The sequence below is a fragment of the Pseudomonas sp. GL-RE-26 genome, assembly GCF_019956275.1.
Classification (GTDB): Bacteria; Pseudomonadota; Gammaproteobacteria; order Pseudomonadales; family Pseudomonadaceae; genus Aquipseudomonas; species Aquipseudomonas grandcourensis.
In genome coordinates, this window is record NZ_JAHBDI010000004.1 from 53,753 (window position 1) to 77,051 (window position 23,299).

Here is a 23,299-nt window from a genome sequence, read left to right on the forward strand (position 1 = left end):
CGTTCTCTGGCACCTGCGTTCAGGCACTTGGTGCTGTCAGTCAAAGGTATATTTGCCTTCTAGCATGAATGCCGGCTCTCTCCAGTTGGGCCCTCTCACAACTCCGCCCCCACTATATTTGATAAAACCGGCATCACACATTTTATGGACAAGGTTCAATAACCCTATGTTGTTCTCCACATGCGCCCAGTTAGCCCGATTATAAAGGCCATCAAGTTGAGGAAAGGAGATACCTAATTGATTTTTGGTTACAAATAGAATTACCTCTTCAGGTTTCTCGTTAAGTACGATGGCTGCAATGACACTCATTATTTTATTCCTCCAAGTTCCTTATACTCTCGTTCCCTTTGCTTTTCATCCGCTTCTAAAGCATCAGGTGTATAGAGCAATTCAAAAGCATCCTTGACTTTGTAGTCCTCCAGCGTCGCGGCGTGAGTGTTATTCCAAATAACACCGTCATCCGAGTTTACACCGTCAGCTACACCTAATGCTCTGAAACGTTCGAGTTCTCTGATTTCATGAGTATAGAAGCGTTTGTCTACCTCTGTGATTACCAATTCACCCAGCAGAATTTTTTTCAAGCGATCAATCATGATGGCATTGGCATCCGAAGACCTGAAACGTCCCGTATGTAATTTGACTAGATCAATACCCGCTTGGGTCACGGTAGCACTTGTCCAATCGAGATCGAGGATTGGGCCTCCGGCTTTGGCGGGATTGAAAAATCGACCGCTGTGTTTTCCCCTTGTGGTTGCTCCTTCATAAGGACTATTAAAAACAACGTAGATTGGCGGCAGACCGCTTTCAATCGGAAAGCAGTAAATGCAATCCCTGAAATCAGGCAATTCGAACGCGGGTAAGGTTTCAGGCTGCACAAGCAATGGCGACAGCGTAACGCCAGTGTAAGTCGGTACTTGCGCAGGTCGGGCGGGCGAAGTTGTCGAGCCGTTTCCCAAGTGAATAATGGGAAAACTGAGGATATTGGGCGGTGTATCGTTTGACGTGAAACTGTAGCTGCTGGTCGTTGGATCGAATGCCAATGCTCGCACTGGCACTTTTTCCGAGACACTCCCTCCAGCCGGGGTTGCAACAAGTGTGTATTGGTTAAGGTCGCCAACAATCCGATAAGGAAGGTCAATGGTTCCTTCGGTAGCAGCGATTTCATTCAGGTTTGACGGCAGCTTCGGCAAAAAAGTGCTACCGGGCAGTGTGAGAACTGTTTGAGGAAAGCGTTCGCCGTTAGCAAGAGCAGGTGAATAGAACAAGGCCCCGATCCCAACAGCAGTGGCCCGACTGAGAAGTGCTTCTCCCAACCCTGCCAACAGCTGAATGCCTTCATGGATCACTGCCCTGAAGGTCCAACCGTCGGCGACATGGATGGCAATGGCACCCGCCACAGTCCCTGCTTCTGCGCCATTACCAATGGGTAACCTGTAGGTGTAAGCAACTTCGCCCCTTGCCAAGGCGTGATGGATTTCAGCGTCTGCAGTTGCAGAAGCGTCCTCCAGAATGGGGATGGCTTCGACCAGGATTCGTTTAACGTAGGCGGCAGTTAGCGATAATAGGAACTCTTCATAAATGCTTAGTCGCACTGCCATATCTTCTTCGACATCCACATCCGTTGCAAATACCGCGGCACTCATTTTTCTGTCTAGCGACAATGCGTCTAAACCATTATATAGTATTGCCTCGTGCCAACTCCTATGGATTCTGGCCCTTTGCAGAAGCTCTACGATGATCGCTTTCTTTTTTAAGGCAGCTTCCAACGCATTGAGTTCCTGCCCATCAATGGCTGCGACTATGCGTTTTTCTAGATAATCTCGAACATTCGGTGCACCCCCCGAAAAACTACTCTTTATCTGATCGTGCACCGAAAGCCCTATCGCCACCAACTTTTGGTATGCGTCGCTGGTGTCTTTGACACCCTCAATACTATGGGGCGTAGTAACCGTCGGGACAGTCCCATCCCAAAACAAAATACTATCGAAGCTTGAAGGAAAAACCGGGTTTTCCTTAGTTTTAACTTGCCGAGACTCAGGCGATATTAAAGGTGAATAATGTGTAATTGGCTCTTGCATATAGCGCTCCATGCAACAATATGAATTCCATATAGCAGACAGCACAAAAGTTATGCCACAACAACGTAGCAATTTCAATACTTCAATATTTACTGCATACGTCGCGCGTGAAAGATGATATTAGACCCAAACAACCTCTGCGGCTTCCAGCAAAATCCTCACAGCAAAAGCGCCGAATTCAATCTTCTATATACGGACTACTAAAACAAAGGAACTGATTTATTTTTACGATACTCTTTAATCAATGGCGAATGTCGTGTTCGGGCGGTTGCGCAGGTGCTGGAGAGCATTGCCTACCGATCCGGGATCGGTTGCGGCACGGTGTGTTGTCGGTTTTTTCCAAACTGCTGGCCATTCCGTTGCACGATGGTTGTGACTTGATAGATGTGATTGGACGGCGGTTGCGGGCGCAGGCTGCGGAGTAAATGAAAACGGGCATCAAAGGTGACCGTTTAGCTACTTTACGATGCTATCCCCTCTAGCCGACACGCCTCAATTCGCTAGTTGCAATTTCAATAACTGGCTTATTGACGGGGTTCCAGCTCAAGAAATGGAGGCTAAATACATGCTGGCGGGAGGAAGCTCAGAGACGCTCTACGATGAAACCACCTATTTGAATGCATTGAGGAAGCGCGGTTCACCGCTCCCGAAGAACCTCGATTTAGGTTGACTGACTTCCTCAGGGCGTGAAGTTTTCGGTCGTACAGGATTTACAATCGCAGCCTCAGATGAACTGCCCGGTAGCCTTCAAGCACGGTGCATCCAAGGCGGCCCCACGTCGAACAGGCAACTCAATCGCGACCTGAGCAAACACGGCTAGGCGCGGGCACGCCGATATAGTCGACTCTATTGCCTACCGTATTTCCCGGAGCCTCCATCCAGTGTCTGACTTGCTGAGCAACGCCGCCTACACAAAACGGTTCGACCTGGTACTAGCCTACATCGACGCCAATCTCGAAGGTGACTTGTCCGTGAAGACGTTGAGCCAAGTCGCGAACTTTTCGGCGTTTCACTTCCATCGACAATTCACCGCGTTCGTGGGCGTGCCTGTTTCACGTTATGTACAACTGATGCGACTACGGCGCGCGGCGCATTGCTTATCTTCCCTCGCGGATTACTCGGTGCTGGACGCCGCTTTCGGTGCGGGTTTCGAAAGCCCCGAATCATTTTCCAGGGCGTTCAGGCGGGCGTTCGGTATGACGCCGAGTGCATTCAGGAAGCAACCGAATTGGCAGGTCTGGAGTGCGGTGTTCACCATCCCTCATTTTTCCAGGAGCATCATCATGCAGATACGATTTGTGGAGTTTCGCGAAGTCAGGGTTGCAGCATTAGAGCATTGCGGAGCGCCCGGGCTCGTTAATGAGAGCGTGCGTAAATTTATCGAGTGGCGCATGCAGAGCGGCCAGTCGCCGGTGGCATCAAGTCGCAGCTTTGGTATTCCTTTCGGCAACCCCGATACGACCCCGGCCGAAGAGTTCCGGTTTGCAATCTGCGGCGAGATTCACGAGGCAGTAGCAGCGAATGAGTTCGGTGTAACCGAGAGGCTTATCCCTGGCGGGCGCTACGTTGTGGTGCGTCACGTGGGCTCGACGGATCACATCGGCGAATCGATCTATCCGATCTATCGCGACTGGCTCCCTACCAGCGGCGAGGAGCTTCGAGACCAGCCGCTGTTCTTCGATTATCTAAGCATTTCCCCCGAGACACCGCAGGATCAATGGCAGACCGATATTTATGTGCCTTTGCAATAGCGGACAGGTCGCTGCTGGTTTGAAATGATCGTCGTTGAGTTCATGGTAGATATCCTGGTTCCAGAGTGGGTGTCTGCTCAGACAGCGTTCCTTGTTTTGAAGCGAAGCAGACCGATCTGTTGGCCGCGGCTCGTCAGCGGCTACGGCATCACAGAGGTGCCGGCAACACTGATTGCTCAGGTTGAACGTGGGCGTTTTGAGGGTTGAGCCAGCGTCTTCGAGCGACCCTGAGGTCGCTCAAAGGCGCTCTTGTTACTTCAGGTTGCCGCTGAGGAACTGCTGCAGGCGCTCACTTTTTGGGTTGCCCAATACGTCCTCGGGCGCGCCCTGCTCTTCGACCCGCCCCTGGTGCAGGAACAGCACCTGGTTCGACACTTTTCGCGCAAAGCTCATTTCGTGGGTCACCATGATCATGGTGCGGCCTTCTTCGGCCAGTCCCTGGATCACCTTGAGCACTTCTCCCACCAACTCCGGGTCCAGGGCCGAAGTCGGCTCGTCGAACAGCATGATCTCCGGTTCCATGCTCAGGGCACGGGCAATGGCGACCCGTTGCTGCTGACCACCCGAGAGAAACGCCGGGTATTGATCTGCAACCCGCGCCGGCAATCCGACCTTGTCCAGGTAGCGCCGGGCGCGATCCTCTGCGTCCTTCTTGCTGACGCCCAGCACCCGGCGTGGGGCCATGGTGATGTTGTCGAGCACGGTCATGTGGCTCCACAGGTTGAAGTGCTGGAACACCATCGCCAGGCGAGTACGGATGCGTTGCAGTTCATTGGCGTCGGCCACGCGCATGCCGTGGTGGTCATGGACCATTTGAATCGGCTGGTTGTCCAGACTCATGGCGCCGTCGTTGGGCGTTTCCAGAAAGTTGATGCAACGCAGAAAGGTGCTCTTGCCCGAACCACTGGCGCCAATCAGGCTGATCACATCGCCGGTCTTGGCGTTTAGCGAAACGCCCTTGAGGACTTCATGATTGCCATAACTTTTGTGCAGGTTTTCAACGGTCAGTTTGTACATGAACAAGCTTCCTGAATTAGTGAGCCGGGCCGAGGAAAGACAGCCAGCGGCGTTCAGCCAGGCGGAACAGGCCGACCAGGGAGAAAGTGACGGTCAGGTAGATCAGCGCGGCGATGCCGAACGACTGGAAGGTCAGGAAGGTCGCCGAGTTGGCGTCCCGTGCGACTTTCAGGATGTCCGGGATGGTCGCGGTGAAGGCCACGGTGGTCGAGTGCAGCATCAGAATCACTTCGTTGCTGTAGTACGGCAGCGAGCGACGCAGGGCGGACGGCATGATCACGTAGGTGTACAGCTTCCAGCCGGTCAGTCCGTAGGCTTTGGCCGCTTCGACTTCACCGTGGTTCATGCTGCGAATGGCCCCGGCGAAGATCTCCGTGGTGTAGGCGCAGGTGTTCAGGGCGAAGGCCAGGATGGTGCAGTTCATCGCATCGCGAAAGAACGCATCCAGTACTGGCTGAGCACGCACCGCGGCCAGGCTGTAAATGCCGGTGTAACAGATCAGCAGCTGAATATAGAGAGGCGTACCCCGAAACAGATAGGTGTAGAACTGCACCGGCCAGCGCACCCAGACATTGGTCGAGACCCGGGCAATCGACAGCGGGATCGACATCACGAAGCCGAAGAAGATCGAGGCACTGAGCAGCCAGAGGGTCATGGCCAGCCCGGTGATGTGATTGCCGTCCTGGAACAGGAAAGGTTTCCAGTATTCCTGCAGTAGCTCGATCATCGCACGGCCTCCCGGGTGCCTGCGGCGTAGAAGATTTCCATCCGGCGCAAGACGTAGTTCGAAACGGTGGTGATCACCAGATAGATCAAGGCGGCCAGAATCAGAAAGAAGAACAGCTGATAGGAGCTCTTGCCCGCGTCCTGGGCCACCTTGACCAGATCGGCCAGGCCAATGATCGATACCAGCGCGGTGGCCTTGAGGATCACCATCCAGTTATTACCGATGCCCGGCAGGGCAAAACGCATCATTTGCGGGAACACCACCAAGCGAAAGCGCTGAGCGCGGGTCAGGCCGTAGGCGGTAGCCGCTTCCATCTGCCCTCGCGGTACGGCAAGGATGGCGCCACGGAAGGTTTCGGTGAAATAAGCCCCGTAGATGAAGCCCAGGGTAATGACCCCGGCGCTAAAGGGGTTGATTTCGATGTATTCCCATTCCATGAAATCGGTAAACGAGGTCAGCCAGGTTTGCAGGCTGTAGAAGATCAACAGCATCAGCACCAGGTCCGGCACCCCACGGATCAGCGTGGTGTAGGCCTGCGCAGGTACACGCAGCAGTGCCGATTTCGAAAGCTTGGCGCTGGCGCCGATCAGGCCCAGGCCGACGCTCACCAGCAAGCACAGAAAGGATAATTTGACAGTCATCCAGGAGCCTTGCAGCAACAGCGGGCCGAAACCCTTAAGGCTAAAGCCTGACAGCCCAAGAATCTGCAATAGGTTTTCTAGCATTGAGCAGCCCTACGTCAATCAAAAAAGTGCCCATCCGCAAATGGGCGCAGGGTCATTATTTGCCGCTGTAGAGATTCAGATCGCCAAAGTGCTTCTGCTGGACGGCCGCAAAGGTGCCATTGTCGTGCAGTGCCTGGATACCTTTGTTCAGCAAGGCCTGGAGCTCGGCGTTGCCTTTGGTCAGACCCACGGCGGTTTTGGCTGGCAGCAGGGGGCTTTCGACCGGCTCGCTGACTTGGAAGTCGGCGCCTGGTGGCGACTTCAGGAAGCCCAGTTCGGCTTGCAGCATGTCCTGGATCGAGGCATCGAGGCGTCCGGAGATCAGGTCAGCGTACACCTGGTCCTGGTTGGCGTAGGCCTGGGTCTCTACCCCTGCCTTGTCCAGCACGGCCTTGGCGTAGGCTTCCTGGATGGTGCCTTGCTCGTAGCCGACTTTCTTGCCCTTGAGGGAGGCCGGATCGGTGCCGATGGCCACGCCTTTCTTGAATACCAGCGCGGTCGGGCCAGAGAACAGCTCGTTTGAGAAATCGATAACTTTCTCACGCGCTGGCGTGGCGGTCATGGAAGAGATCACGCCGTCGAACTTGTTGGCCTTGAGGCCGGGAATCATGCCGTCGAAGTCACTTTCGACCCATTTGCACTTGACCTTCAGCTCAGCGCAGATTGCGTTACCCAGATCGATATCGAAGCCCACCAGGCTGCCATCAGCGGCCTTGGATTCGAACGGCGCATAAGAGGGGTCGACGCCAAAGCGCAACTCCTTGTACTCCTTGGCCAGCACAGAACCGGCAGCTATGCACAAAGCCAATGCAGAAAGGGTGAGAAATGCTTTTTTCATTATTTTATTCCCAAGGACCATCGAAAGCGCTTGTGACGCAAGAGCACGTGTACTGCGTGGCGGAATGTCTTATGCACACGCAGATACTTGTACAGACAAGCATATGCAATCACCCGGCCAATTCGCGGATTGGGCGTTTGAAAAGGCGCGTACAGCGCTCTGGGATGGGCTTGGCAGGCAAGTGAGCGCAAGGAGGGAGGCAGCCGAACAGGCTGTTACCAAAGCAGGTTTTTACGCCCGGCTGGGGTATGCGGTAACAAAGTGTGAAATTAAGGGCGCCGACTTTCCTGGCTCAATCCTGCCGAAGTTGTAGGCAACATCCGAGAATCGCGTAAGGGGGTCTATCAACGGGGCCGAAAAAGAAAAGCCAATCGCTCACAACACCTTCCCCAAGTGCCCCCCCTGACCACAGTCGATTAGCTAAACTTCATGAGTAAACCACCTCGCGAAATCCTGTAAGTCAGGAGGTGAACAATGAGCAAGCAACCTCAACCCCAAAGCCGCTCCAACCCCCAGCCCAGATCCCGTCCGCTAGTGCCGAACCTGCCGAGCAAAACCGGCAACAAGTCCGGTGGCTTGCGCGGTAACTATCCGTCGAAGAAGTCGTAATGACCTCGGGAGTACGACAGGCTTTGCAACGGAGTCTGTCGTACTCCCCGTCACTTCGGCATTACTTGCCTCTATATCGGACATTGTTTTGCGCAAGCGACGTCGTACCGGTCAAGAATGATGGCCAAGGGCTACGCTCCCCACGGCTTCTCAAATACACCTCGACCATGGCGGCAATCGATTTGCCTCAATGGCTCAAGCGATAAAGGACCTGTGGCGAGGGAGCTTGCTCCCGTTGGACTGCACAGCAGTCCCATTTTTTTGGGGCCGCTTCGCAGCCCAGCGGGAGCAAGCTCCCTCGCCACAGTGTCAGTGTCAGGCTTGTCTTTTGGTATTAGTCCTACCCCAGCTTCTTCCCGGTTCGAATACATGGAGTAAGCGTACATGCCCTTCCCCCCTCGTTTCCTCGACCACTACCGCAAAGCCGACCGCATCATGCTGGGCCTGATCTGGCTGATGTTCGCTTTCGCTATCGGCCTGGCGTTCTGGCACGACACCTTCAAGCAGGCGCTGCTGGTGGGCGGTGGCACCAGCGTGTTATTGACGCTGTTGTATCGCGCCATCGGCGGGTCGCGGTTGATGCGTTGTTTGCTGGGCGTGGGTTTGATGGTGATGGCGGCGTTGCATATCAATCAGGCCGAGGGGGTCATTGAGTCGCACTTCGGGATTTTTGCGTTGTTGGCGGTGTTGACGTTTTATCGGGACTGGCTGCCGATTCTGGTGGCGGCGGTGACGATTGCGCTGCATCACGTGGTGTTTCATGCGCTGCAGCATCAGGGTTTTCCGGTGTTTGTGATGGCCCATCACGGGGGTTGGACGATGGTGTTCGTTCACGCCTTTTATGTGGTGATGGAGACGGTCGCGCTGCTCTATCTGGCGGTGCACAGCCAGGCCGATGCGGTGGAGAGCCAGGACATGCTGGACAAGATGCTCGCCACCACGTCGCAGTTCACCGTCGGTACCGGCCAGGGTGACAAGGCGCGGGTACATGTGTCGCTGGCGCAGCGCTTCGATCAGTTCCTGGGGCAGATCACTGACTTGGTGGACGGTGTGGTACGTGACTCTCAGGGCTTGGGGCAGTTGGGCCAGGAGTTGGCCAAGGCCAGTAACACGCTGGAGAAAGGCGCGAAGCATCAGTTGACGGAAATCGCGCAGATGACCGGGTCGATGCAGCGCATGGGCGATGCGATGGAGCACATCGTGGTGCATGTCGAGCATGCCGTTGAACATGCCGGCCAAGCCAGTGTGCAGATCACCCGTGGGCAGGAAAGCGTGAACCGTGCGCGGCAGGAAATCACTCAACTGGCCTCGCGCCTGGAGGGCACCAACCAGACTGTGCAGGTGCTCGCGGGGCAGGCGCAGCAGATCAGTACGGTGCTGGAGGTGATCAGCAGCATTGCCGACCAGACCAACTTGCTGGCGCTCAACGCGGCGATTGAAGCGGCGCGTGCCGGCGAGCAAGGCCGGGGCTTTGCGGTGGTGGCCGATGAAGTGCGCAGCCTGGCGCAACGCACGGCGGTGTCCACCAAGGAAATCCGGACCATCATCGAGGCCTTGCAGCAAGGCAGCCGCAAAGCCGTGGAGGCCATGCAGGACAGTCGCGAAGGTGTGGAGCGCTGTGTCGAGGACAGTCAGTTGGCGGTGGCGATGTTGCAGGCCGTCGGCAGCGACATCTTGCACATCGATGAGCTCAATGGGCGGATTGTCACGACGACCCGCGAACAGTCCTCGGCGAGTTTCGAGATTGTCGGGCGCTTGCAGTCGGTGCAGAGCATTGCGCAGAACACGGCGGATGATGTGGAGACGCTGGCACTGAGCAGTCGGCGTTTGCCGCCGATTGCGACTCGGCTGGATGCGTTGGGGCGGACGTTTCACCAATGATGCAGCCCGGATTTTCCTCGAGGTTTTTTAAAAAAAGACGAAAAAATCCGCGGGCGTTTCATCTGCCTTCCGACTCGCCGCAAAGCCAGTCATGGTGCTGGCTGCGCTATCCAGACGGGCAAAAAATGACTGGCCAAGAGACTGCCGTTGGTCAGCGAATTTGATCAAAAAATGAACGAAAACGGGTTTCCCCGTTCAGAATACGCAACAGGTGACGCGGGCTCTGTTCCCCACCTGCCCCCAGAAGTGGAAGCTAAACCTCATAGGCACTCAGTGCGAATGAGGTTTTTTGTTACCTGCAAATTTAGCTAATCGAATGATTGGAAGTTCATTCGATTAGCTTGCTTTTATCCTGGCTGTGTAATGCCGCGGGTTAATTAATGTAAATGGCTGGACCTTGATGACAGCCAGCAACAGCAAACTTCAATCAAGTCGCACTGGGCGTCATGTTGATTGACTCTTTGAACAAAGAAGCACCGTGAAACCTGGTGTGCCTTCTTAGTCAGCCGCGGAATATCGGCTTTAGCAAATAGATTCCACTGTCAGCTTTTAATTAAATATCACTTGAGGATACCCAAATGAAATCCATGAAAGTTCTCTTCGTAGTTGCCGCTCTGACCGCCTCTTCTCTGGCGATGGCCACAGGTGGCGGTGATAAGACCTTCGCACGCATGGAGTCGGCCCGGAAAGTCTCGATGGAAGCCTTCCAGGTTGCACAAAAACAGCAGGCTGAACCCGCTGTAGCTGAAAGCAAAGCCAAGGCCGCCGATCGCGTCAAAGGCTGATCAACTGGTATTGAGCAGTCGTCGACCAGCGCCTGTTGCCACGCAACTGGATGGGTTGGGGCGTACGTTTGATCGATAATGGGGCCGTGGTTTGCATGAACAATTTTTCATCATGCAGATCACGGCCTTACTTCACTTGATGCAGCAACCACGCTTCAATCCGAAGCAACGGTTTATTCGCAATCTACTGACAATCCCATCACATTTCGCCCGATAGCCTTGCTACTCCAGCGTCGCCACGGCGAGCGCAACATGCGAAACAGTGATGAAAAATTCTTTAGTTCGTTTTCTGAAAAGTGACCAGGGTGCGCTGATCCTTCTGCTTGGCGTATCGGCGTTTCTATTGCTGTTCGGGTTGGGCGCAAGGGAGCTTTGGGGCGCGGAAACGCGCTGGGCGAACATTGCGTTGCAGATGCTGCAAACCGGCGATTATTTCGACCCTTACCTCAAGGGCATGCCCTATTACGACAAGCCGCTGCCGTCCTATTGGCTGATCACGGCCACTGCCCATTTGATGGGCGGTCTCGGGCACTGGTCGCTGCGCTTGCCTTCGGTTCTGGCGGCCTGGCTGAGTGTCTGGCTGGTCTATCTGATCGGTGAACGGCTCTATAGCAAAGGCACCGGCCTGATTGCCGGGTGGTTTCTGGCGACGACGTTCTTTTTCGTGTTCTGGGCCCGGGTCGCCACGGCGGACGTGCTGACGGTTTGCGGTGTGTTGGCGGCAGTCTGGTGGTATTGGCGCGGCCCGGACGACACGCGCCTGAGTCGGTACTGCGTGTTTTTCCTGATGCTGGCGCTGACCTCACTGCTCAAGGGCTTGATTGGGTTCATCCTGCCGGGGCTGATGCTGTTGCCGCATCTGCTCAGTGAAGGACGCTGGAAAAACCATCTCAATCCACGCCTGTTTCTGGCGATGCTGGTGGGTGGCGTGGTCTACATGCTGCCGTTCATGTTGTCGCACCGTTATGGCACGCCGACTTTTGGGCCGAGCGGGCTGGGCCTGGTGTTTCAGGAGAACGTGGTTCGGTTTTTCAAGCCGTTCGACAACATCGGCCCGATCTATACCTACCTGCTGTATCTGCCGCTCTACACCCTGCCCTGGGCACCCTGCTGGATGCTCGGCCTGTGGGTGGCCGTGCGCGGCTGGAAGCACACCGAACCCAACGTTCGCTGGCTGATTTTGGGCCTGGGGTTGCTGTTCCTGTTCTTCACCGCCAGTGGCAGCCGGCGCAGCTACTACGTCTTGCCGCTGGTGCCGTTCGCGCAATTGCTGGCGGCCTGGTGGGTCACCCGGCGCATGGCGGCGCGTCAGGCTGCCGGTAAATCCGGCGGGCCCGGTTGGACCAAGGGTATTGCCGGGGCGGCCGGGTTCCTGTTCTTGGTCCTTGGTGTTGTCTATCCCTGGACCAACGGCGGTGCGGGCGGCGTCATGCAGTTCACCCAGGAGGTGCGCGCCGAAGCCATCAAGACGGCACCGTGGAGCGAATGGCGCATGGTGCTGGTGGATGTCGACAACAAGCTGCCGATGTACCTGCAAAACCAGGGCGCCCCGTTCTACTACGTGCTCCCGGATTCGGACATTCCACAAACCGGCGACAGCGCCGCATTGATGGCATGGCTGGAAAAGCAAAGTGGCGAGACCTGGAATCCACAGCGCACGATCATCGTGGAGCAGTACAAGGACATCAAACGACTGCCGCTGGATTATCTGTCGGCCGACCATCAATTGATCACCACCAAGCCCAACAACGGCGCACGGCTGTTTCATGCGCATGAGAATGGCAGTGCGGCGTTTGTTCCCGATGGGAAAACGGCGGTGACCAGGCAAGCGGTAACGCAGGCTTTGGATCAATGATGTATTGAAGTGAGCTATCAATAAAAACGGGCGTCTGCGGGGCGCCCGTTTTGTTTATATGCGCAAGCCCACTGGTCGCGGCAATATTGCTCTATAGATTCAATAAAACTACATTTGAATCTACAGACTCAGATAGAGCACACGAAAATGGCCGTCCCCATCCAAGCCCAATCCTTCACAAAAAACCAATGCGTCACCGGCCTGCGCGCCGCCGTGAGCATTCTGGAAAAGTGGAAAGCCACCAGCGACCAGGCCTGTCGCATCCTGCGTATTTCCCGCAGCACCTACACCCGCGCCCGGCAGCGTGACCCGGATTGGGCGGTGGCGCTGGATGCGGACCAGATGCAGCGCATCAGCTTCGTGCTGAACATTCACGCGACGTTGCGACTGGTGTTCGATAACCCGAACAACGTGTACGGCTTTGCTTCGATGGCCAACGACAACGAGTTCTTCAACGGGCGTTCGCCGCTGGAGATCATGGCCCAGGGCGACATGATTTCGCTGTATGAAACCTTCCGCCGCATCGACATGCTGCGGGGTGCGCAATGGTGATGGCGAGCGAGCTGGCGGTGTTTGCCGGTCAGTCGTTGCAGGCTTATCGCCTGGTCAATTCGAAGTTTCCGCCCATTGCGTTGTTTGATGATGTGGCGGACGCAGATGAGTTCGAGGTGTTGTTCGAGATTCAGGCGCTGACCAATCCTCGGTTGAAGAATGAGGTGGGTCAGCTGGAGTTGATTGCGCGCAGCGAGATCCCGTTTGGCATTGCGGGTTGCTCCTACGCCATTGCGCCCTTTACCCACGTTAATCCGGCGGGTTCGCGTTTCAGCGACGGCCGTTTTGGCGTGTTGTACCTGGCGGATTCGATGGAAGCGGCGCTGGCCGAGGTGCGCCATCACCAGGCGCTGTATTGGTCGAGGGTGCCGAGCCTGAACTATGAGCGCTTTGTGTTCCGGGGGTTGGCTTGTGCTTTTGGCGATGCCGGGATGAAGGACGCCACCGCCCTGCCGATGAGCGATCCGGTGTATGCGCCGGACGACTACAGCCATTCCCGAGTGCTGGGACGGGCGGTGCGGGACGCCGGTTGTCCCGGTTTGCGTTATCACTCGGTGCGGATGCCGGGCAGTCATTGCTGGGCGCTGATGACGCCGAGGCCGGTTTCGTCGATTGTGCAGACGGCGCATTACGAGATGGTCTGGAATGGGCAGATCACCAGTGTCAGCCAGATCAGCGAAGCCTGAACCTCATTGATCGGCGAATGAAACCCCTCGCCACAAAAAGCGGTGTTTGCACGTGTGGTGTTCGATCCATTGACCGCATCGATAGTCACCATCATTTCAATGAAGTTCTCTTAAAAAATCCCCGGCGTAACATCTGCTCCATACCAACCCATAAGCACCCCGGAGCACACCATCATGAAACGCCAGACCCTCCTCAGCATCGCTTTCTCGGTTTTCGCAGTTAACGCTTTCGCCGCAACGTCTGCTCAACCTGTGGTCGCTGAAGGCGGCTCGGATCGTCTGATTGAAAGCCGTGTGGCCGAGGGTGGCTCCGATCGCCTGATCGAGAATCGCGTGGCCGAAGGCGGCTCGGATCGCCTGCTGGAAAAACGTGTTGCCGAAGGCGGTTCGGACAAGCTCCTGGAAAATCGCGTCGCCGAAGGCGGTTCCGACAAACTGCTGCAAAACCGCGTCGCCGAAGGTGGCTCCGACCGTCTGATCGAAAGCCGCGCTGTCTGAATGCAGTGCTTGACCGCAGGACTCAACGAAAAGCCCGGCCTCAACAGCCGGGCTTTTTCGTGGTTCACGGTTTGATAACTGACCCTGCGCGGACAAGTCGTGTCCGTCGGACCGCAGGTCTTCGACATGTTGCTGCTGTTCGTCAACAATCCCGATCGCGTCGTCAGCAAGGACGAATTGCTCAAGGCGGTGTGGGGCGACCGGATCGTTTCGGAATCGACGATCACCAGCCACATCAATGCCGTGCGCAAGGCCATCGGCGATACCGGTGAGGAGCAGCGCCTCGTACGCACCGTCGCCCGCAAAGGCTACCGCTTCGTTGGCCGGATCAACGGCAACATGGCCGAGGAAGCGCGACAGCCCGATAGCGATGAACGCCCGAGCGCTGCCCCGATACCAATCCCCTCCCCTGCGCTCGTCCTGCCGGAAAAACCCTCGATCACCGTCCTGCCCTTCCAGAACCTGAGCGGCGATCCGGAGCAGGAGTATTTCGCCGATGGCGTGGTGGAGGACATCATCGCCGCCCTGTCGCGTATCCGCTGGCTGTTCGTCATCGCGCGCAACTCGAGCTTCACCTACAAGGGCCAGGCCGTGGACGCCCAAGGCGTCGGCCAGGCGCTGGGCGTGCGCTACGTGCTCGAAGGCAGCGTGCGCAAGTGCGGGAACAGGCTACGCATTACCGGGCAACTGATCGATGCGACGAGCGGGACGCACATCTGGGCGGTATCCTGAGGGCGCTGCACGGCGAAACAGACGCCGCCATCGAGAATTTGAACCATGCCGTTCGCTTGAGTCCGCTGGATCCGGAAATGTTCAGGATGCAGGTCGGGATGGCGCTCGCGCATTTCTTCGCCGGGCACTTCGATGCCGCTGCGGGCTGGGCGGAAAAGGCACTGGGAAACCTGCCCAGTCTGCTGATCGCGGCGGCGCTGGTGGCGGCCAGTCATGCGCTCGGCGGTCGAGTGGATAAAGCGGATTTGGCGATGCAACGCCTGCGAGAGCTGGATCCCTCTTTGCGCCTGTGCACCCTCAAGGACTGGCTGCCCATTCAACGGCCTGAGGATTTCGCGCGGTTCGTCGATGGACTGCGGTTGGCGGGGTTGCCGGAGTGATGGGGCGCTGAACACGACTTTCACCTGGCAAAACTTGCACTTTGCAAGGGTAGGCTAAGCTTTGATCAACTCGTTGCTCACGATGCTCGGTTCTGCAGGTTTTGGGTTTTTCTGGAGAGCGTCTGCAACAGCTATCCCAGACTGGCCCAAACCTTTCACGCAGGATTGCCGTGATGACAGAGCCCCTCCTCAGCTTTGATGCACTCAAGCACGCCGCGTCTGCCGGCGAAATCGATACCGTTCTGGTCTGCATGGTCGACATGCAGGGACGCCTGGTCGGCAAGCGCTTCCAGGTCGAGTTTTTCATCGACAGCGGCCATGAAGAAACCCACTGCTGCAACTACCTGCTGGCCGATGACATCGACATGGAGCCAGTGCCGGGTTACGCCGCGGCCAGTTGGAGCAAGGGTTATGGCGATTTCGTGCTCAAGCCCGACATGTCCACCCTGCGGCGCGTGCCCTGGCTTGAATGTACGGCGCTGGTGCTGTGCGACGTGCTCGATCATCACCATCGCCAGGACCTGCCCCACAGCCCACGGGCGATTCTGAAAAAACAGGTCGAACGCCTGCGTGAGCGCGGCTATACCGGCATGTTTGCCTCGGAACTCGAGTTCTATCTGTTCGATGAGAGCTACGAGGCGATCCACAAGCGCAACTATCACAAACCGAAAACCGCCGGCCATTACATCGAGGACTACAACATCCTCCAGACCACCCGCGAAGAGCCGGTGCTGCGGGCGATCCGCAAGCACTTGCAGGCCTCGGGCATTCCAGTGGAAAACTCCAAGGGTGAATGGGGCCCAGGGCAGGAAGAGATCAACATCCGCTACGCCGACGCCATGACCATGGCCGACCACCACGTCATCATCAAGCATGCCTGCAAAGAGATCGCGCAGTTGCAGGGCAAGGCGATCACCTTCATGGCCAAGTGGCGCTACGACGCCGCCGGTTCCAGCAGTCACATCCATAATTCGCTGTGGGACAAGAACGCCAAGAAGCCGCTGTTCTTCGACGCGAAAGCCGAGTTCGGCATGTCGAAACTGATGCGCGCCTGGGTCGCCGGGCAGCTCAAGTACGCCAACGACATCACCTGTTTTCTCGCGCCCTACATCAACTCCTACAAGCGTTTCCAGGCTGGCACTTTTGCGCCGACGCGGGCGGTCTGGAGCCGCGACAATCGCACCGCCGGCTTTCGCCTGTGTGCCGAAGGCAGCAAGGCCATCCGCATCGAATGCCGCATCGGCGGTGCCGATCTCAACCCCTATCTGGCCTTCGCCGCGCTGATCGCAGCAGGATTGAAGGGTATCGACGAGAAGCTCGTTCTTGCGCCGCCGTTCGAAGGCGACGCCTACCTCGATGAGCATTTGCCGGAAGTGTCCAAGACTCTGCGCGAGGCAAGCGCCGCTCTCAAGAGCTCAAGCATGTTGCGCGAGGCTTTTGGCGACGAGGTTGTCGACCATTACGTGCACACCGCCGAGTGGGAGCAGAAAGAGTACGACCGGCGAATCACCGACTGGGAATTGCAGCGCGGCTTCGAGCGCTACTGAGAACATCATGACTGAGAAGGTGCAACTGATCTCCCCGGTCGATGGCCGGGTGTACGTCGAACGCGATCTTGCCGATGCGGCGCAGGTCGAGCAGGCGCTGACGGCGGCTGCCAGCGCACAGGCGTCATGGCAACGCCGATCACTGAGCGAACGCGCGGCTTATTGCAGCGCCGCAGTGGACGCGATGCTGTCGATGCAGGCCGACATCGTGCCGGAACTGGCCTGGCAGATGGGCCGCCCGGTGCGTTACGGCGCCGGCGAACTGCGCGGCTTTGCCGAACGCGCCCGGCACATGATCGCTATCGCACCGCAGGCCCTGGCCGCTATAGAGCCGGAGCCCAAGGCGGGTTTTCGGCGTTTTATCAAACGCGAGCCGCTGGGCACGGTGCTGGTGGTCGCTCCGTGGAATTACCCCTATCTGACGGCGGTGAACACGATCATCCCGGCGCTGATGGCCGGCAACAGCGTGATCCTCAAGCACGCGTCGCAAACCCTGCTGGTGGGCGAGCGTTTTGCCGAGGCCATGCGTCGTGCAAAACTGCCCGAGGGGCTGTTCCAGAATCTGCTGCTCAACCATGTGTCGACTGGGGCGATCATTGCTTGCGGGCGCGTGCAGCAGGTGAACTTCACCGGTTCCGTGGAGGCTGGCAAAGTCATGGAAAACGCCGCCAGCGGACAATTTCTCGGCATGGGCCTGGAGCTCGGCGGAAAAGACCCGGCCTATGTCCGGGCAGACGCCAACCTTGAACACGCGGTGGAAAATCTGGTGGACGGCAGTTTCTTCAATTCCGGGCAGAGTTGCTGCGCCGTGGAACGCATCTACGTCGACCAGAAAATCTACCCGGTGTTTGTCGAGCGCTTCGCCGAACTGACCCGCCAGTATGTGCTGGGCAACCCGCTGGACGAAGCCACCACCCTCGGTCCGCTGGTGACACCGGGCGCCGCATTCTTCGTTCGTGGCCAGATCGCCGAAGCGTTGGCCCAGGGTGCGACGGCGCTGATCGATCCGCAGGCATTTCCCGCCGACGTGCCGGGCAGTGCCTACCTCGCGCCGCAGGTGCTGGTGGACGTGACCCATCAAATGTCGGTCATGCGCGACGAAAGCTTTGGCCCGGTGGTCGGCATCATGCCGGTGACCAGCGATGAAGAAGCCATCGCCTTGATGAACGACAGTGAGTTCGGGCTCAGCGCGTCCATCTGGACCCAGGACCTCGCAGCGGCCGAACGCCTGGGCAACGAGATCGCCACCGGCACCGTGTTCATGAACCGCTGCGATTACCTGGACCCGGCACTGGCCTGGACCGGCGTGAAGAACAGCGGGCGCGGCATCACCCTGTCGCCACTGGGCTACGAGCACCTGACCCGGGCCAAATCCTTTCATCTGCGTCACAAGGTGTAGACCATGAACCTGACAGGAAACTGGAACTACCCCACGAGCGTTCGTTTCGGTGTCGGGCGCATCGCCGAACTGGCCGAGGTCTGTCGCAGCCAGGGTATCCAGCGACCCTTGCTGGTGACCGACAGCGGCCTGGCGCGCGCGCCGATCACCACGGCGGCACTCGACGCATTGCGCGCCGCCGGTCTTGGCGTGGCGCTGTTTTGTGACCTCAAGCCCAATCCGGTGGAGGCCAACCTGGCCGGCGGGCTCGACGCCTGGCGTGCCGGCCAGCACGATGGCGTGATCGCTTTCGGCGGCGGCAGTGGCCTGGACATGGGCAAGCTGATTGCCTTCATGAGCGGCCAGACCCGCCCGGTCTGGGACTTCGAAGACATCGGCGACTACTGGACCCGCGCAGACGAAAGCCGCATCGCCCCGGTCATTGCCGTGCCGACCACGGCGGGAACCGGTTCCGAAGTCGGCCGTGCGGCGGTGATCATCGACGAGCGCACCCACACCAAACGCATCATTTTCCACCCGAAAATGATGCCGCGCGTGGTGATCAGCGACCCGGCCCTCACCGTCGGCATGCCGGCGAAAATCACCGCCGGCACCGGCATGGACGCGTTGTCCCATTGCCTGGAAGCGTACTGCGCCCCCGGTTTCCACCCCCTGGCCGATGGCATTGCCGTGGAAGGCATGCGCCTGGTGGCCAACTCACTGGTGAAGGCGGTACACACGCCATCGGACCTCGAGGCCCGCGCGCAAATGCTCGCGGCAGCGGCGATGGGCGCCACGGCATTCCAGAAAGGCCTGGGCGGGATGCATGCGCTCTCCCATCCGGTGGGTGCGCTGTACGACACCCATCACGGCATGACCAATGCCACCTTCATGCCCTATGTCCTGCAGTTCAATCGCTCGGCCATCGAGGAGCGCATCACCCGCCTGGCGGCGTACCTGCGCCTGCCCTCCCCGGGGTTCGACAGTTTCCTGGCCTTCGTCCTCAAGCTACGCAAGGACATCGGTGTGCCCCATACCCTGTTTGAACTGGGCGTGGATGACCGGCAGGCCGACCTGATCGCCGACATGGCGATTGTCGACCCCTCTGCCGGCGGCAACCCGCTGCCATTGACCCGGGACGGCGTGGCAAAGATTTTCGACGCGGCGTTTCACGGCCGTCTGTAGAGCAGTCGCCTGGCCGGCACTGCGCATGGACAGGTGTGATCCGATAGCGACAGGAGCAGTACGACAAGGGGTTGAAAGCCAGCCCATCCGGCCAGCCGGATGGTTGCGTATGAACACCTGAAGGGGCACACATCATGAACCCAGCAAGCCAGCCGGGCACCGAAACGCACGACGATGACGTCAAGGTGCTGCACAGCATGGGCTATGCCCAGCAACTCTCACGACGAATGGGGGTTTTCTCCAACTTCGCCATTTCCTTTTCGATCATCTGCATCCTCTCGGGTGGCATCAACTCCCTGGCCCAGGGCACCTCGGGTGCGGGTGGGATATCCATCGGCATCGGCTGGCCGATCGGCTGCCTGATCTCCGGGGTATTCGCCATGGCCATGGCGCAGATTTCCTCGGCCTACCCCACCGCCGGCGGCCTGTATCACTGGGGCTCGATCCTCGGTAACCGCTTCACTGGCTGGCTGACCGCGTGGTTCAACCTGCTGGGGCTGGTCACGGTGCTGGGCGCGATCAACGTCGGCACCTATTACTTCTTTTTCGGTGCCTTCGGACCGGCGCTGGGCATGGAGGACACGACCACGGTCCGGGTGATTTTCCTGGCGATCCTCACCGGCCTGCAGGCCTTGTGTAACCACTTGGGCATCGGCCTGACCGCCAAGCTCACTGACTTCTCCGGCTACCTGATCTTCGCCACGGCGCTGGCACTGACCATCGTCTGCCTGATGTCGGCACCCAGCTACGAATTCGCGCGGCTGTGGACCTTCAGCAACTATTCCGGCGAGGTGGGCGGCAGCGTCTGGCCACAGGTCTCCAACGGCTGGGTGTTCATGCTCGGCCTGCTGTTGCCGATCTACACCATCACCGGCTATGACGCCTCTGCGCATACCTCCGAGGAAACCCGCAATGCGGCCATCTCGGTGCCGCGCGGCATGGTCATGTCGGTGGTCTGGTCGTTGCTGTTCGGCTGGCTGATGCTCAGCGCGTTCGTGCTGATGCTGCCGAACATGGACGAGGCGGCCAAGCAAGGCTGGAACGTGTTTTTCTGGGCCATGAACACCCAGGTCAACCCGACCTTGAAGCTGGTGCTCTACGTGGCGATTTTCATCTCGCAGATACTCTGCGGACTGGCCACCGTCACCTCGGTTTCACGGATGATCTTCGCCTTCTCCCGGGACGGTGGCCTGCCTTGCTCAAAAGCGTTGTCCTCGGTCTCATCGACCCATCGCAGCCCGGTCGCGGCGATCTGGACCGGTGCCACCCTCGCGGTGTTGTTCGACTGGGGATCGTCGGTGATCTCGATCGGGGCAACGCCGGTCTATACGATCGTGGTGTCCTGCACGGTGATCTTCCTGTTTTTCTCCTTCGCCATTCCCATCGTGCTCGGCCTGTTTACCTTCGGGACGTCGAAGTGGCCGACCATGGGGCCGTGGAACATGGGCCGCTTCTGGTACTCGGTGTTCGCCATTCTCTCGGTCCTGTCGATGATCATCATTTTCGTCATCGGCATCCAGCCACCGAACGATTGGGCGCTGTACATCACCATCGGCTTCCTGGTGCTGACGGCCATCGTCTGGTTCGGCTTTGAAGCCCGGCGCTTCCAAGGGCCGCCGGTGGGCGACATGATCGTCAAGCGCCAGGCTGAAATTGCTGCGGCGGAGGAGGCGTTGAACCGCAAATAGAGCGAGCAATGAGTAACCTGTGGCGAGGGAGCTTGTCGGATCGCCGCACCGTCCCGCTTGAGTGCGCAGCACTCACAAAAATCGGCGTTGTTGCGGACATTTTTGGGGCCGCTACGCAGCCCAGCGGGAGCAAGCTCCCTCGCCACAAGTACCGTGCAGTGCCAAGGGAACAAAATGGGGCTCGGTTCGCCGGGCTTTTTTTTATGGTGATGATTTATCCTGTGCCTCCGATTTCACCCCGGAGACACCTGTGCCCGCCCTCACCGCCCGCGAGGTTTACCAGCCGTTGCGCGATGCCGCCCAGGGCATTTGCACTTTCCAGCGAGTCGACGACGCCTGCGAGTCTGGCCATGTACGGGTCGACATCGACGGCTGGCGACTGATGCTGGAAGTCGATGCCGGCCACTTGCGCCACTGCCTGCACGGCCAAAGCCCCGATGGCCGTGAATATCTGTTCGACAACGGGCAACGCTTCGGCACCGACCCGGTGAGTCTACTCAGCACCTGGGAGCTGGCGCAGGTTGAACGATTGCTGGCCTGAATCCTTCGCAACCTGTCGTTCCCTGGCTGCACTTGTGATACACAAGCCGGAGTGATTTCTGCGCCCAAGGAGGTTCCGCCCATGCCCCGTTCCCCTCGCCTGCCGCACTGGTTGGCCTGCACCCTGCTCGGCTTGTTCGCTGGCGGCGTGCAAGCGGACACGTCGCCCCCAGCGCCCGATGCCTTGCAACCCTTGCTGGCGACGATGAATGAGCGGTTGTACATCAGCGAGCTGGTGGCGCTGACCAAATGGGACAGCGGCAAACCGGTCCAGGACAACGCCCGGGAAGCGCAAGTCATCGCCAACGCGAGGAAGCAGGCGGCCCAGCACCAGATAGACCCCGACGATGTCGCCGACCTGATCGCCGCCCAGATCGAAGCCAGTAAACTGGTGCAATACGGCCGAATCGCACAATGGCAAGCGGCGCACAAGGCACCGGACACGCCACGGCCAGACCTCAACAAAGACATCCGGCCCAAGCTCGACACCCTGCAAAACCAGCTGCTCACGCAGTACGCCGCGTTCCTGCCCTACCGTAATGACCCGAACTGCCCGCAATGGCTGGCCACCGAACGCTCCGCGCTGATCAAGGATTACCTGCATGGCCAGGCGATGATTCGTGCAACCGGGGAGCTGTGTATTGCGGGGCGATAACGTCAAATGAGCCACACTGAAACCCTCGCCAAAATCCTGCTCGGCCCGGTGTTGCTGGCACAGGGACTGTACACACGGCGCTTGACGCCCAAGTTGCCGGAGGCCGAAGGCGAACGTCAGGGCGATGCCGGCAGCGGCGACGTTCTGCGCTTGTTGATTGTCGGCGACAGCGCCGCTGCAGGCGTGGGTGCGGCGACTCAAGGTGAAGCCCTCAGCGGTCGGCTGGTGGAGCGCTTGGCCGATGATTACCAGGTGTCGTGGAAACTCTGGGCGCGCACGGGTCTGGATTCCCAAGGGTTGCTGGAGCTGCTCGAACAGCACGCCCCCGAGCCGTTCGATGTGGCGCTGTTGTCGATTGGCGTCAACGATGTCACCAGTTCACTCACCCTGGATCAGTGGCTCGCTCGGCAACAGCGTTTGATGGCGCTGTTGTGCGACAAGTTTGCGGTGAGACAGATCGTGGTGTCGCCGCTTCCGCCGATGCATTTGTTCCCCGCGCTGCCGCAACCCTTGCGCTGGTTCCTGGGTTTCAGGGCGCGGCGTTTCAACGCACATCTGGCGGATCTGGCCGCACGCCTGGATCAATGTACGATGCTGACTACCCCACTGGCGCCCGAACCGGGCTTGATGGCCAGCGATGGTTTTCATCCGGGGCCGATGCTCTACCGCCAGTGGGCCGACGATGCCGCCAGGGTTATCGACCAACGCTGTCGCACCACAACAATAAAAAACAGGAGTTGAAGATGTCCGAGCTGAACCTGAACCACAACGTCGCAGCGGCCCTGAAGCAGTGGCACGGGATGATCGGCAACCGCGACTTGAGCGGCTTGCCCGAACTGCTCGATCCGCAGGCGGTGTTCCGTTCGCCGATGGCGCACACGCCGTATCCGGGGGCGCCGGTGGTGTCGATGATCCTCAACACGGTCATGAACGTGTTCGAGGATTTGGCCTATCACCGCGAGTTGGCGACGGCGGATGGCTTGAACGTGATTCTCGAATTCAGCGCCAGGGTCGGCGGGAAAGAGCTGAAGGGCATCGACATGATCCGCTTCAATGAACAGGGCAAGATTGTCGAGTTTGAAGTGATGGTGCGGCCGCTGAGTGGCTTGCAGGCGTTGGGTGAGGAAATGGGGCGGCGGTTGGGGGCTTATCTGAAGGCCAGCAAGGCCTGACTTATCCGACTCACCAAAAA

The 23,299-nt window shown here is 58.4% G+C and carries 22 protein-coding genes and 2 pseudogenes; 18 read left to right on the forward strand and 6 right to left on the reverse strand.

Going from position 1 to position 23,299, the window contains the following annotated elements:
* Positions 1–36: 36 nt before the first annotated feature.
* Together KGB07_RS02875 and KGB07_RS02880 are read right to left on the reverse strand one after the other, a co-directional pair.
* Positions 37–309 carry a hypothetical protein gene (locus KGB07_RS02875; protein ID WP_046037973.1) on the reverse strand — a complete coding sequence of 91 codons (273 nt, stop codon included), beginning with the start codon at positions 307–309 and terminating at the stop codon, positions 37–39.
* The gene (locus tag KGB07_RS02880) at positions 309–2,078 is read right to left on the reverse strand and encodes an S-type pyocin domain-containing protein (RefSeq protein ID WP_223464479.1); all 1,770 of its coding nucleotides are present in this window, start codon (positions 2,076–2,078) and stop codon (positions 309–311) included. Before KGB07_RS02880 ends, KGB07_RS02875 begins: the two co-directional genes overlap by 1 nt.
* An 881-nt stretch (positions 2,079–2,959) precedes the next feature.
* On the opposite strand from KGB07_RS02880, the gene KGB07_RS02885 reads away from it, so the two are divergent.
* Both KGB07_RS02885 and KGB07_RS02890 read left to right on the forward strand, forming a co-directional pair.
* Positions 2,960–3,829, forward strand: a complete 870-nt coding sequence (locus KGB07_RS02885) for a GyrI-like domain-containing protein (RefSeq protein WP_223464480.1) — start codon at positions 2,960–2,962, stop codon at positions 3,827–3,829.
* Positions 3,830–3,871: 42 nt separating this feature from the next.
* Positions 3,872–4,021 (forward strand): annotated as a pseudogene (locus tag KGB07_RS02890) (efflux RND transporter periplasmic adaptor subunit); the annotation flags it as partial.
* A gap of 60 nt (positions 4,022–4,081) precedes the next feature.
* Here KGB07_RS02890 and KGB07_RS02895 read toward each other — a convergent pair.
* The 4 genes from KGB07_RS02895 to KGB07_RS02910 are packed head-to-tail and all read right to left on the reverse strand — an operon-like array spanning position 4,082 to position 7,136.
* On the reverse strand, positions 4,082–4,846 hold the full coding sequence (locus KGB07_RS02895) for an ABC transporter ATP-binding protein (protein WP_046048975.1): 765 nt from the start codon (positions 4,844–4,846) through the stop codon (positions 4,082–4,084).
* Between the two features lie 16 nt (positions 4,847–4,862).
* Entirely contained in the window at positions 4,863–5,573 is a 711-nt protein-coding gene (locus tag KGB07_RS02900; protein ID WP_223464481.1) for an ABC transporter permease, read from the reverse strand.
* On the reverse strand, positions 5,570–6,298 hold the full coding sequence (locus tag KGB07_RS02905; protein WP_046037968.1) for an ABC transporter permease: 729 nt from the start codon (positions 6,296–6,298) through the stop codon (positions 5,570–5,572). Before KGB07_RS02905 ends, KGB07_RS02900 begins: the two co-directional genes overlap by 4 nt.
* A 55-nt stretch (positions 6,299–6,353) precedes the next feature.
* Positions 6,354–7,136 (reverse strand): transporter substrate-binding domain-containing protein, encoded by a 783-nt coding sequence (locus tag KGB07_RS02910; RefSeq protein ID WP_223464482.1) that lies wholly within the window; start codon positions 7,134–7,136, stop codon positions 6,354–6,356.
* Between the two features lie 474 nt (positions 7,137–7,610).
* On the opposite strand from KGB07_RS02910, the gene KGB07_RS29490 reads away from it, so the two are divergent.
* The 16 genes and pseudogenes from KGB07_RS29490 to KGB07_RS02985 all read left to right on the forward strand — a co-directional run bounded on the left by KGB07_RS29490 (position 7,611) and on the right by KGB07_RS02985 (position 23,279).
* Positions 7,611–7,745, forward strand: a complete 135-nt coding sequence (locus KGB07_RS29490; protein ID WP_008017234.1) for a hypothetical protein — start codon at positions 7,611–7,613, stop codon at positions 7,743–7,745.
* 384 nt (positions 7,746–8,129) lie between these two features.
* Positions 8,130–9,626, forward strand: a complete 1,497-nt coding sequence (locus tag KGB07_RS29555) for a methyl-accepting chemotaxis protein (protein ID WP_223464483.1) — start codon at positions 8,130–8,132, stop codon at positions 9,624–9,626.
* Positions 9,627–10,204: 578 nt separating this feature from the next.
* On the forward strand, positions 10,205–10,411 hold the full coding sequence (locus tag KGB07_RS02920; RefSeq protein ID WP_046037962.1) for a co-regulatory protein PtrA N-terminal domain-containing protein: 207 nt from the start codon (positions 10,205–10,207) through the stop codon (positions 10,409–10,411).
* 265 nt (positions 10,412–10,676) lie between these two features.
* The gene (locus tag KGB07_RS02925; RefSeq protein ID WP_046037961.1) at positions 10,677–12,266 is read left to right on the forward strand and encodes an ArnT family glycosyltransferase; all 1,590 of its coding nucleotides are present in this window, start codon (positions 10,677–10,679) and stop codon (positions 12,264–12,266) included.
* Between the two features lie 147 nt (positions 12,267–12,413).
* Complete coding sequence (locus tag KGB07_RS02930) at positions 12,414–12,818, forward strand: antitoxin Xre-like helix-turn-helix domain-containing protein (protein ID WP_223464484.1); 405 nt, start codon at positions 12,414–12,416, stop codon at positions 12,816–12,818.
* Positions 12,812–13,504 carry an RES family NAD+ phosphorylase gene (locus KGB07_RS02935; protein WP_046037959.1) on the forward strand — a complete coding sequence of 231 codons (693 nt, stop codon included), beginning with the start codon at positions 12,812–12,814 and terminating at the stop codon, positions 13,502–13,504. Before KGB07_RS02930 ends, KGB07_RS02935 begins: the two co-directional genes overlap by 7 nt.
* 174 nt (positions 13,505–13,678) lie before the next feature.
* Complete coding sequence (locus KGB07_RS02940; RefSeq protein ID WP_046037958.1) at positions 13,679–14,002, forward strand: hypothetical protein; 324 nt, start codon at positions 13,679–13,681, stop codon at positions 14,000–14,002.
* A 78-nt stretch (positions 14,003–14,080) separates the two neighbouring features.
* Positions 14,081–15,114 (forward strand): annotated as a pseudogene (locus KGB07_RS02945) (winged helix-turn-helix domain-containing protein).
* A gap of 173 nt (positions 15,115–15,287) precedes the next feature.
* Complete coding sequence (locus KGB07_RS02950; protein WP_046037957.1) at positions 15,288–16,661, forward strand: glutamine synthetase family protein; 1,374 nt, start codon at positions 15,288–15,290, stop codon at positions 16,659–16,661.
* 7 nt (positions 16,662–16,668) lie between these two features.
* Positions 16,669–18,060 carry an aldehyde dehydrogenase family protein gene (locus KGB07_RS02955; protein ID WP_223464485.1) on the forward strand — a complete coding sequence of 464 codons (1,392 nt, stop codon included), beginning with the start codon at positions 16,669–16,671 and terminating at the stop codon, positions 18,058–18,060.
* 3 nt (positions 18,061–18,063) lie between these two features.
* On the forward strand, positions 18,064–19,224 hold the full coding sequence (locus KGB07_RS02960; protein ID WP_046037953.1) for an iron-containing alcohol dehydrogenase: 1,161 nt from the start codon (positions 18,064–18,066) through the stop codon (positions 19,222–19,224).
* 134 nt (positions 19,225–19,358) lie between these two features.
* On the forward strand, positions 19,359–20,912 hold the full coding sequence (locus KGB07_RS02965) for an amino acid permease (RefSeq protein ID WP_223464486.1): 1,554 nt from the start codon (positions 19,359–19,361) through the stop codon (positions 20,910–20,912).
* 250 nt (positions 20,913–21,162) lie between these two features.
* A complete protein-coding gene (locus tag KGB07_RS02970; RefSeq protein WP_223464487.1) occupies positions 21,163–21,453 on the forward strand; it encodes a hypothetical protein in 291 nt (96 codons plus the stop codon).
* An 81-nt stretch (positions 21,454–21,534) separates the two neighbouring features.
* Complete coding sequence (locus KGB07_RS02975) at positions 21,535–22,107, forward strand: chorismate mutase (protein WP_046037950.1); 573 nt, start codon at positions 21,535–21,537, stop codon at positions 22,105–22,107.
* Between the two features lie 6 nt (positions 22,108–22,113).
* The gene (locus tag KGB07_RS02980) at positions 22,114–22,848 is read left to right on the forward strand and encodes an SGNH/GDSL hydrolase family protein (protein WP_223464489.1); all 735 of its coding nucleotides are present in this window, start codon (positions 22,114–22,116) and stop codon (positions 22,846–22,848) included.
* 2 nt (positions 22,849–22,850) lie between these two features.
* Positions 22,851–23,279: a nuclear transport factor 2 family protein gene (locus KGB07_RS02985; RefSeq protein WP_046037947.1), complete on the forward strand. Its 429-nt coding sequence runs from the start codon at positions 22,851–22,853 to the stop codon at positions 23,277–23,279.
* Positions 23,280–23,299 lie beyond the last annotated feature (20 nt).

Bases quoted from the DNA above. Each gene is read 5' to 3' on its own strand.
- KGB07_RS02955 (WP_223464485.1), top strand. From the start codon at position 16,669: ATGACTGAGAAGGTGCAACTGATCTCCCCGGTCGATGGCCGGGTGTAC.
- KGB07_RS02930 (WP_223464484.1), top strand. From the start codon at position 12,414: ATGGCCGTCCCCATCCAAGCCCAATCCTTCACAAAAAACCAATGCGTC.
- KGB07_RS02960 (WP_046037953.1), top strand. From the start codon at position 18,064: ATGAACCTGACAGGAAACTGGAACTACCCCACGAGCGTTCGTTTCGGT.
- KGB07_RS02905 (WP_046037968.1), bottom strand. From the start codon at position 6,298: ATGCTAGAAAACCTATTGCAGATTCTTGGGCTGTCAGGCTTTAGCCTT.
- KGB07_RS02985 (WP_046037947.1), top strand. From the start codon at position 22,851: ATGTCCGAGCTGAACCTGAACCACAACGTCGCAGCGGCCCTGAAGCAG.
- KGB07_RS02880 (WP_223464479.1), bottom strand. From the start codon at position 2,078: ATGCAAGAGCCAATTACACATTATTCACCTTTAATATCGCCTGAGTCT.
- KGB07_RS02950 (WP_046037957.1), top strand. From the start codon at position 15,288: ATGACAGAGCCCCTCCTCAGCTTTGATGCACTCAAGCACGCCGCGTCT.
- KGB07_RS02975 (WP_046037950.1), top strand. From the start codon at position 21,535: ATGCCCCGTTCCCCTCGCCTGCCGCACTGGTTGGCCTGCACCCTGCTC.
- KGB07_RS02980 (WP_223464489.1), top strand. From the start codon at position 22,114: ATGAGCCACACTGAAACCCTCGCCAAAATCCTGCTCGGCCCGGTGTTG.
- KGB07_RS02940 (WP_046037958.1), top strand. From the start codon at position 13,679: ATGAAACGCCAGACCCTCCTCAGCATCGCTTTCTCGGTTTTCGCAGTT.
- KGB07_RS02895 (WP_046048975.1), bottom strand. From the start codon at position 4,846: ATGTACAAACTGACCGTTGAAAACCTGCACAAAAGTTATGGCAATCAT.
- KGB07_RS02920 (WP_046037962.1), top strand. From the start codon at position 10,205: ATGAAATCCATGAAAGTTCTCTTCGTAGTTGCCGCTCTGACCGCCTCT.
- KGB07_RS02935 (WP_046037959.1), top strand. From the start codon at position 12,812: ATGGTGATGGCGAGCGAGCTGGCGGTGTTTGCCGGTCAGTCGTTGCAG.
- KGB07_RS02910 (WP_223464482.1), bottom strand. From the start codon at position 7,136: ATGAAAAAAGCATTTCTCACCCTTTCTGCATTGGCTTTGTGCATAGCT.
- KGB07_RS02900 (WP_223464481.1), bottom strand. From the start codon at position 5,573: ATGATCGAGCTACTGCAGGAATACTGGAAACCTTTCCTGTTCCAGGAC.
- KGB07_RS29490 (WP_008017234.1), top strand. From the start codon at position 7,611: ATGAGCAAGCAACCTCAACCCCAAAGCCGCTCCAACCCCCAGCCCAGA.
- KGB07_RS02965 (WP_223464486.1), top strand. From the start codon at position 19,359: ATGAACCCAGCAAGCCAGCCGGGCACCGAAACGCACGACGATGACGTC.
- KGB07_RS29555 (WP_223464483.1), top strand. From the start codon at position 8,130: ATGCCCTTCCCCCCTCGTTTCCTCGACCACTACCGCAAAGCCGACCGC.
- KGB07_RS02925 (WP_046037961.1), top strand. From the start codon at position 10,677: ATGAAAAATTCTTTAGTTCGTTTTCTGAAAAGTGACCAGGGTGCGCTG.
- KGB07_RS02875 (WP_046037973.1), bottom strand. From the start codon at position 309: ATGAGTGTCATTGCAGCCATCGTACTTAACGAGAAACCTGAAGAGGTA.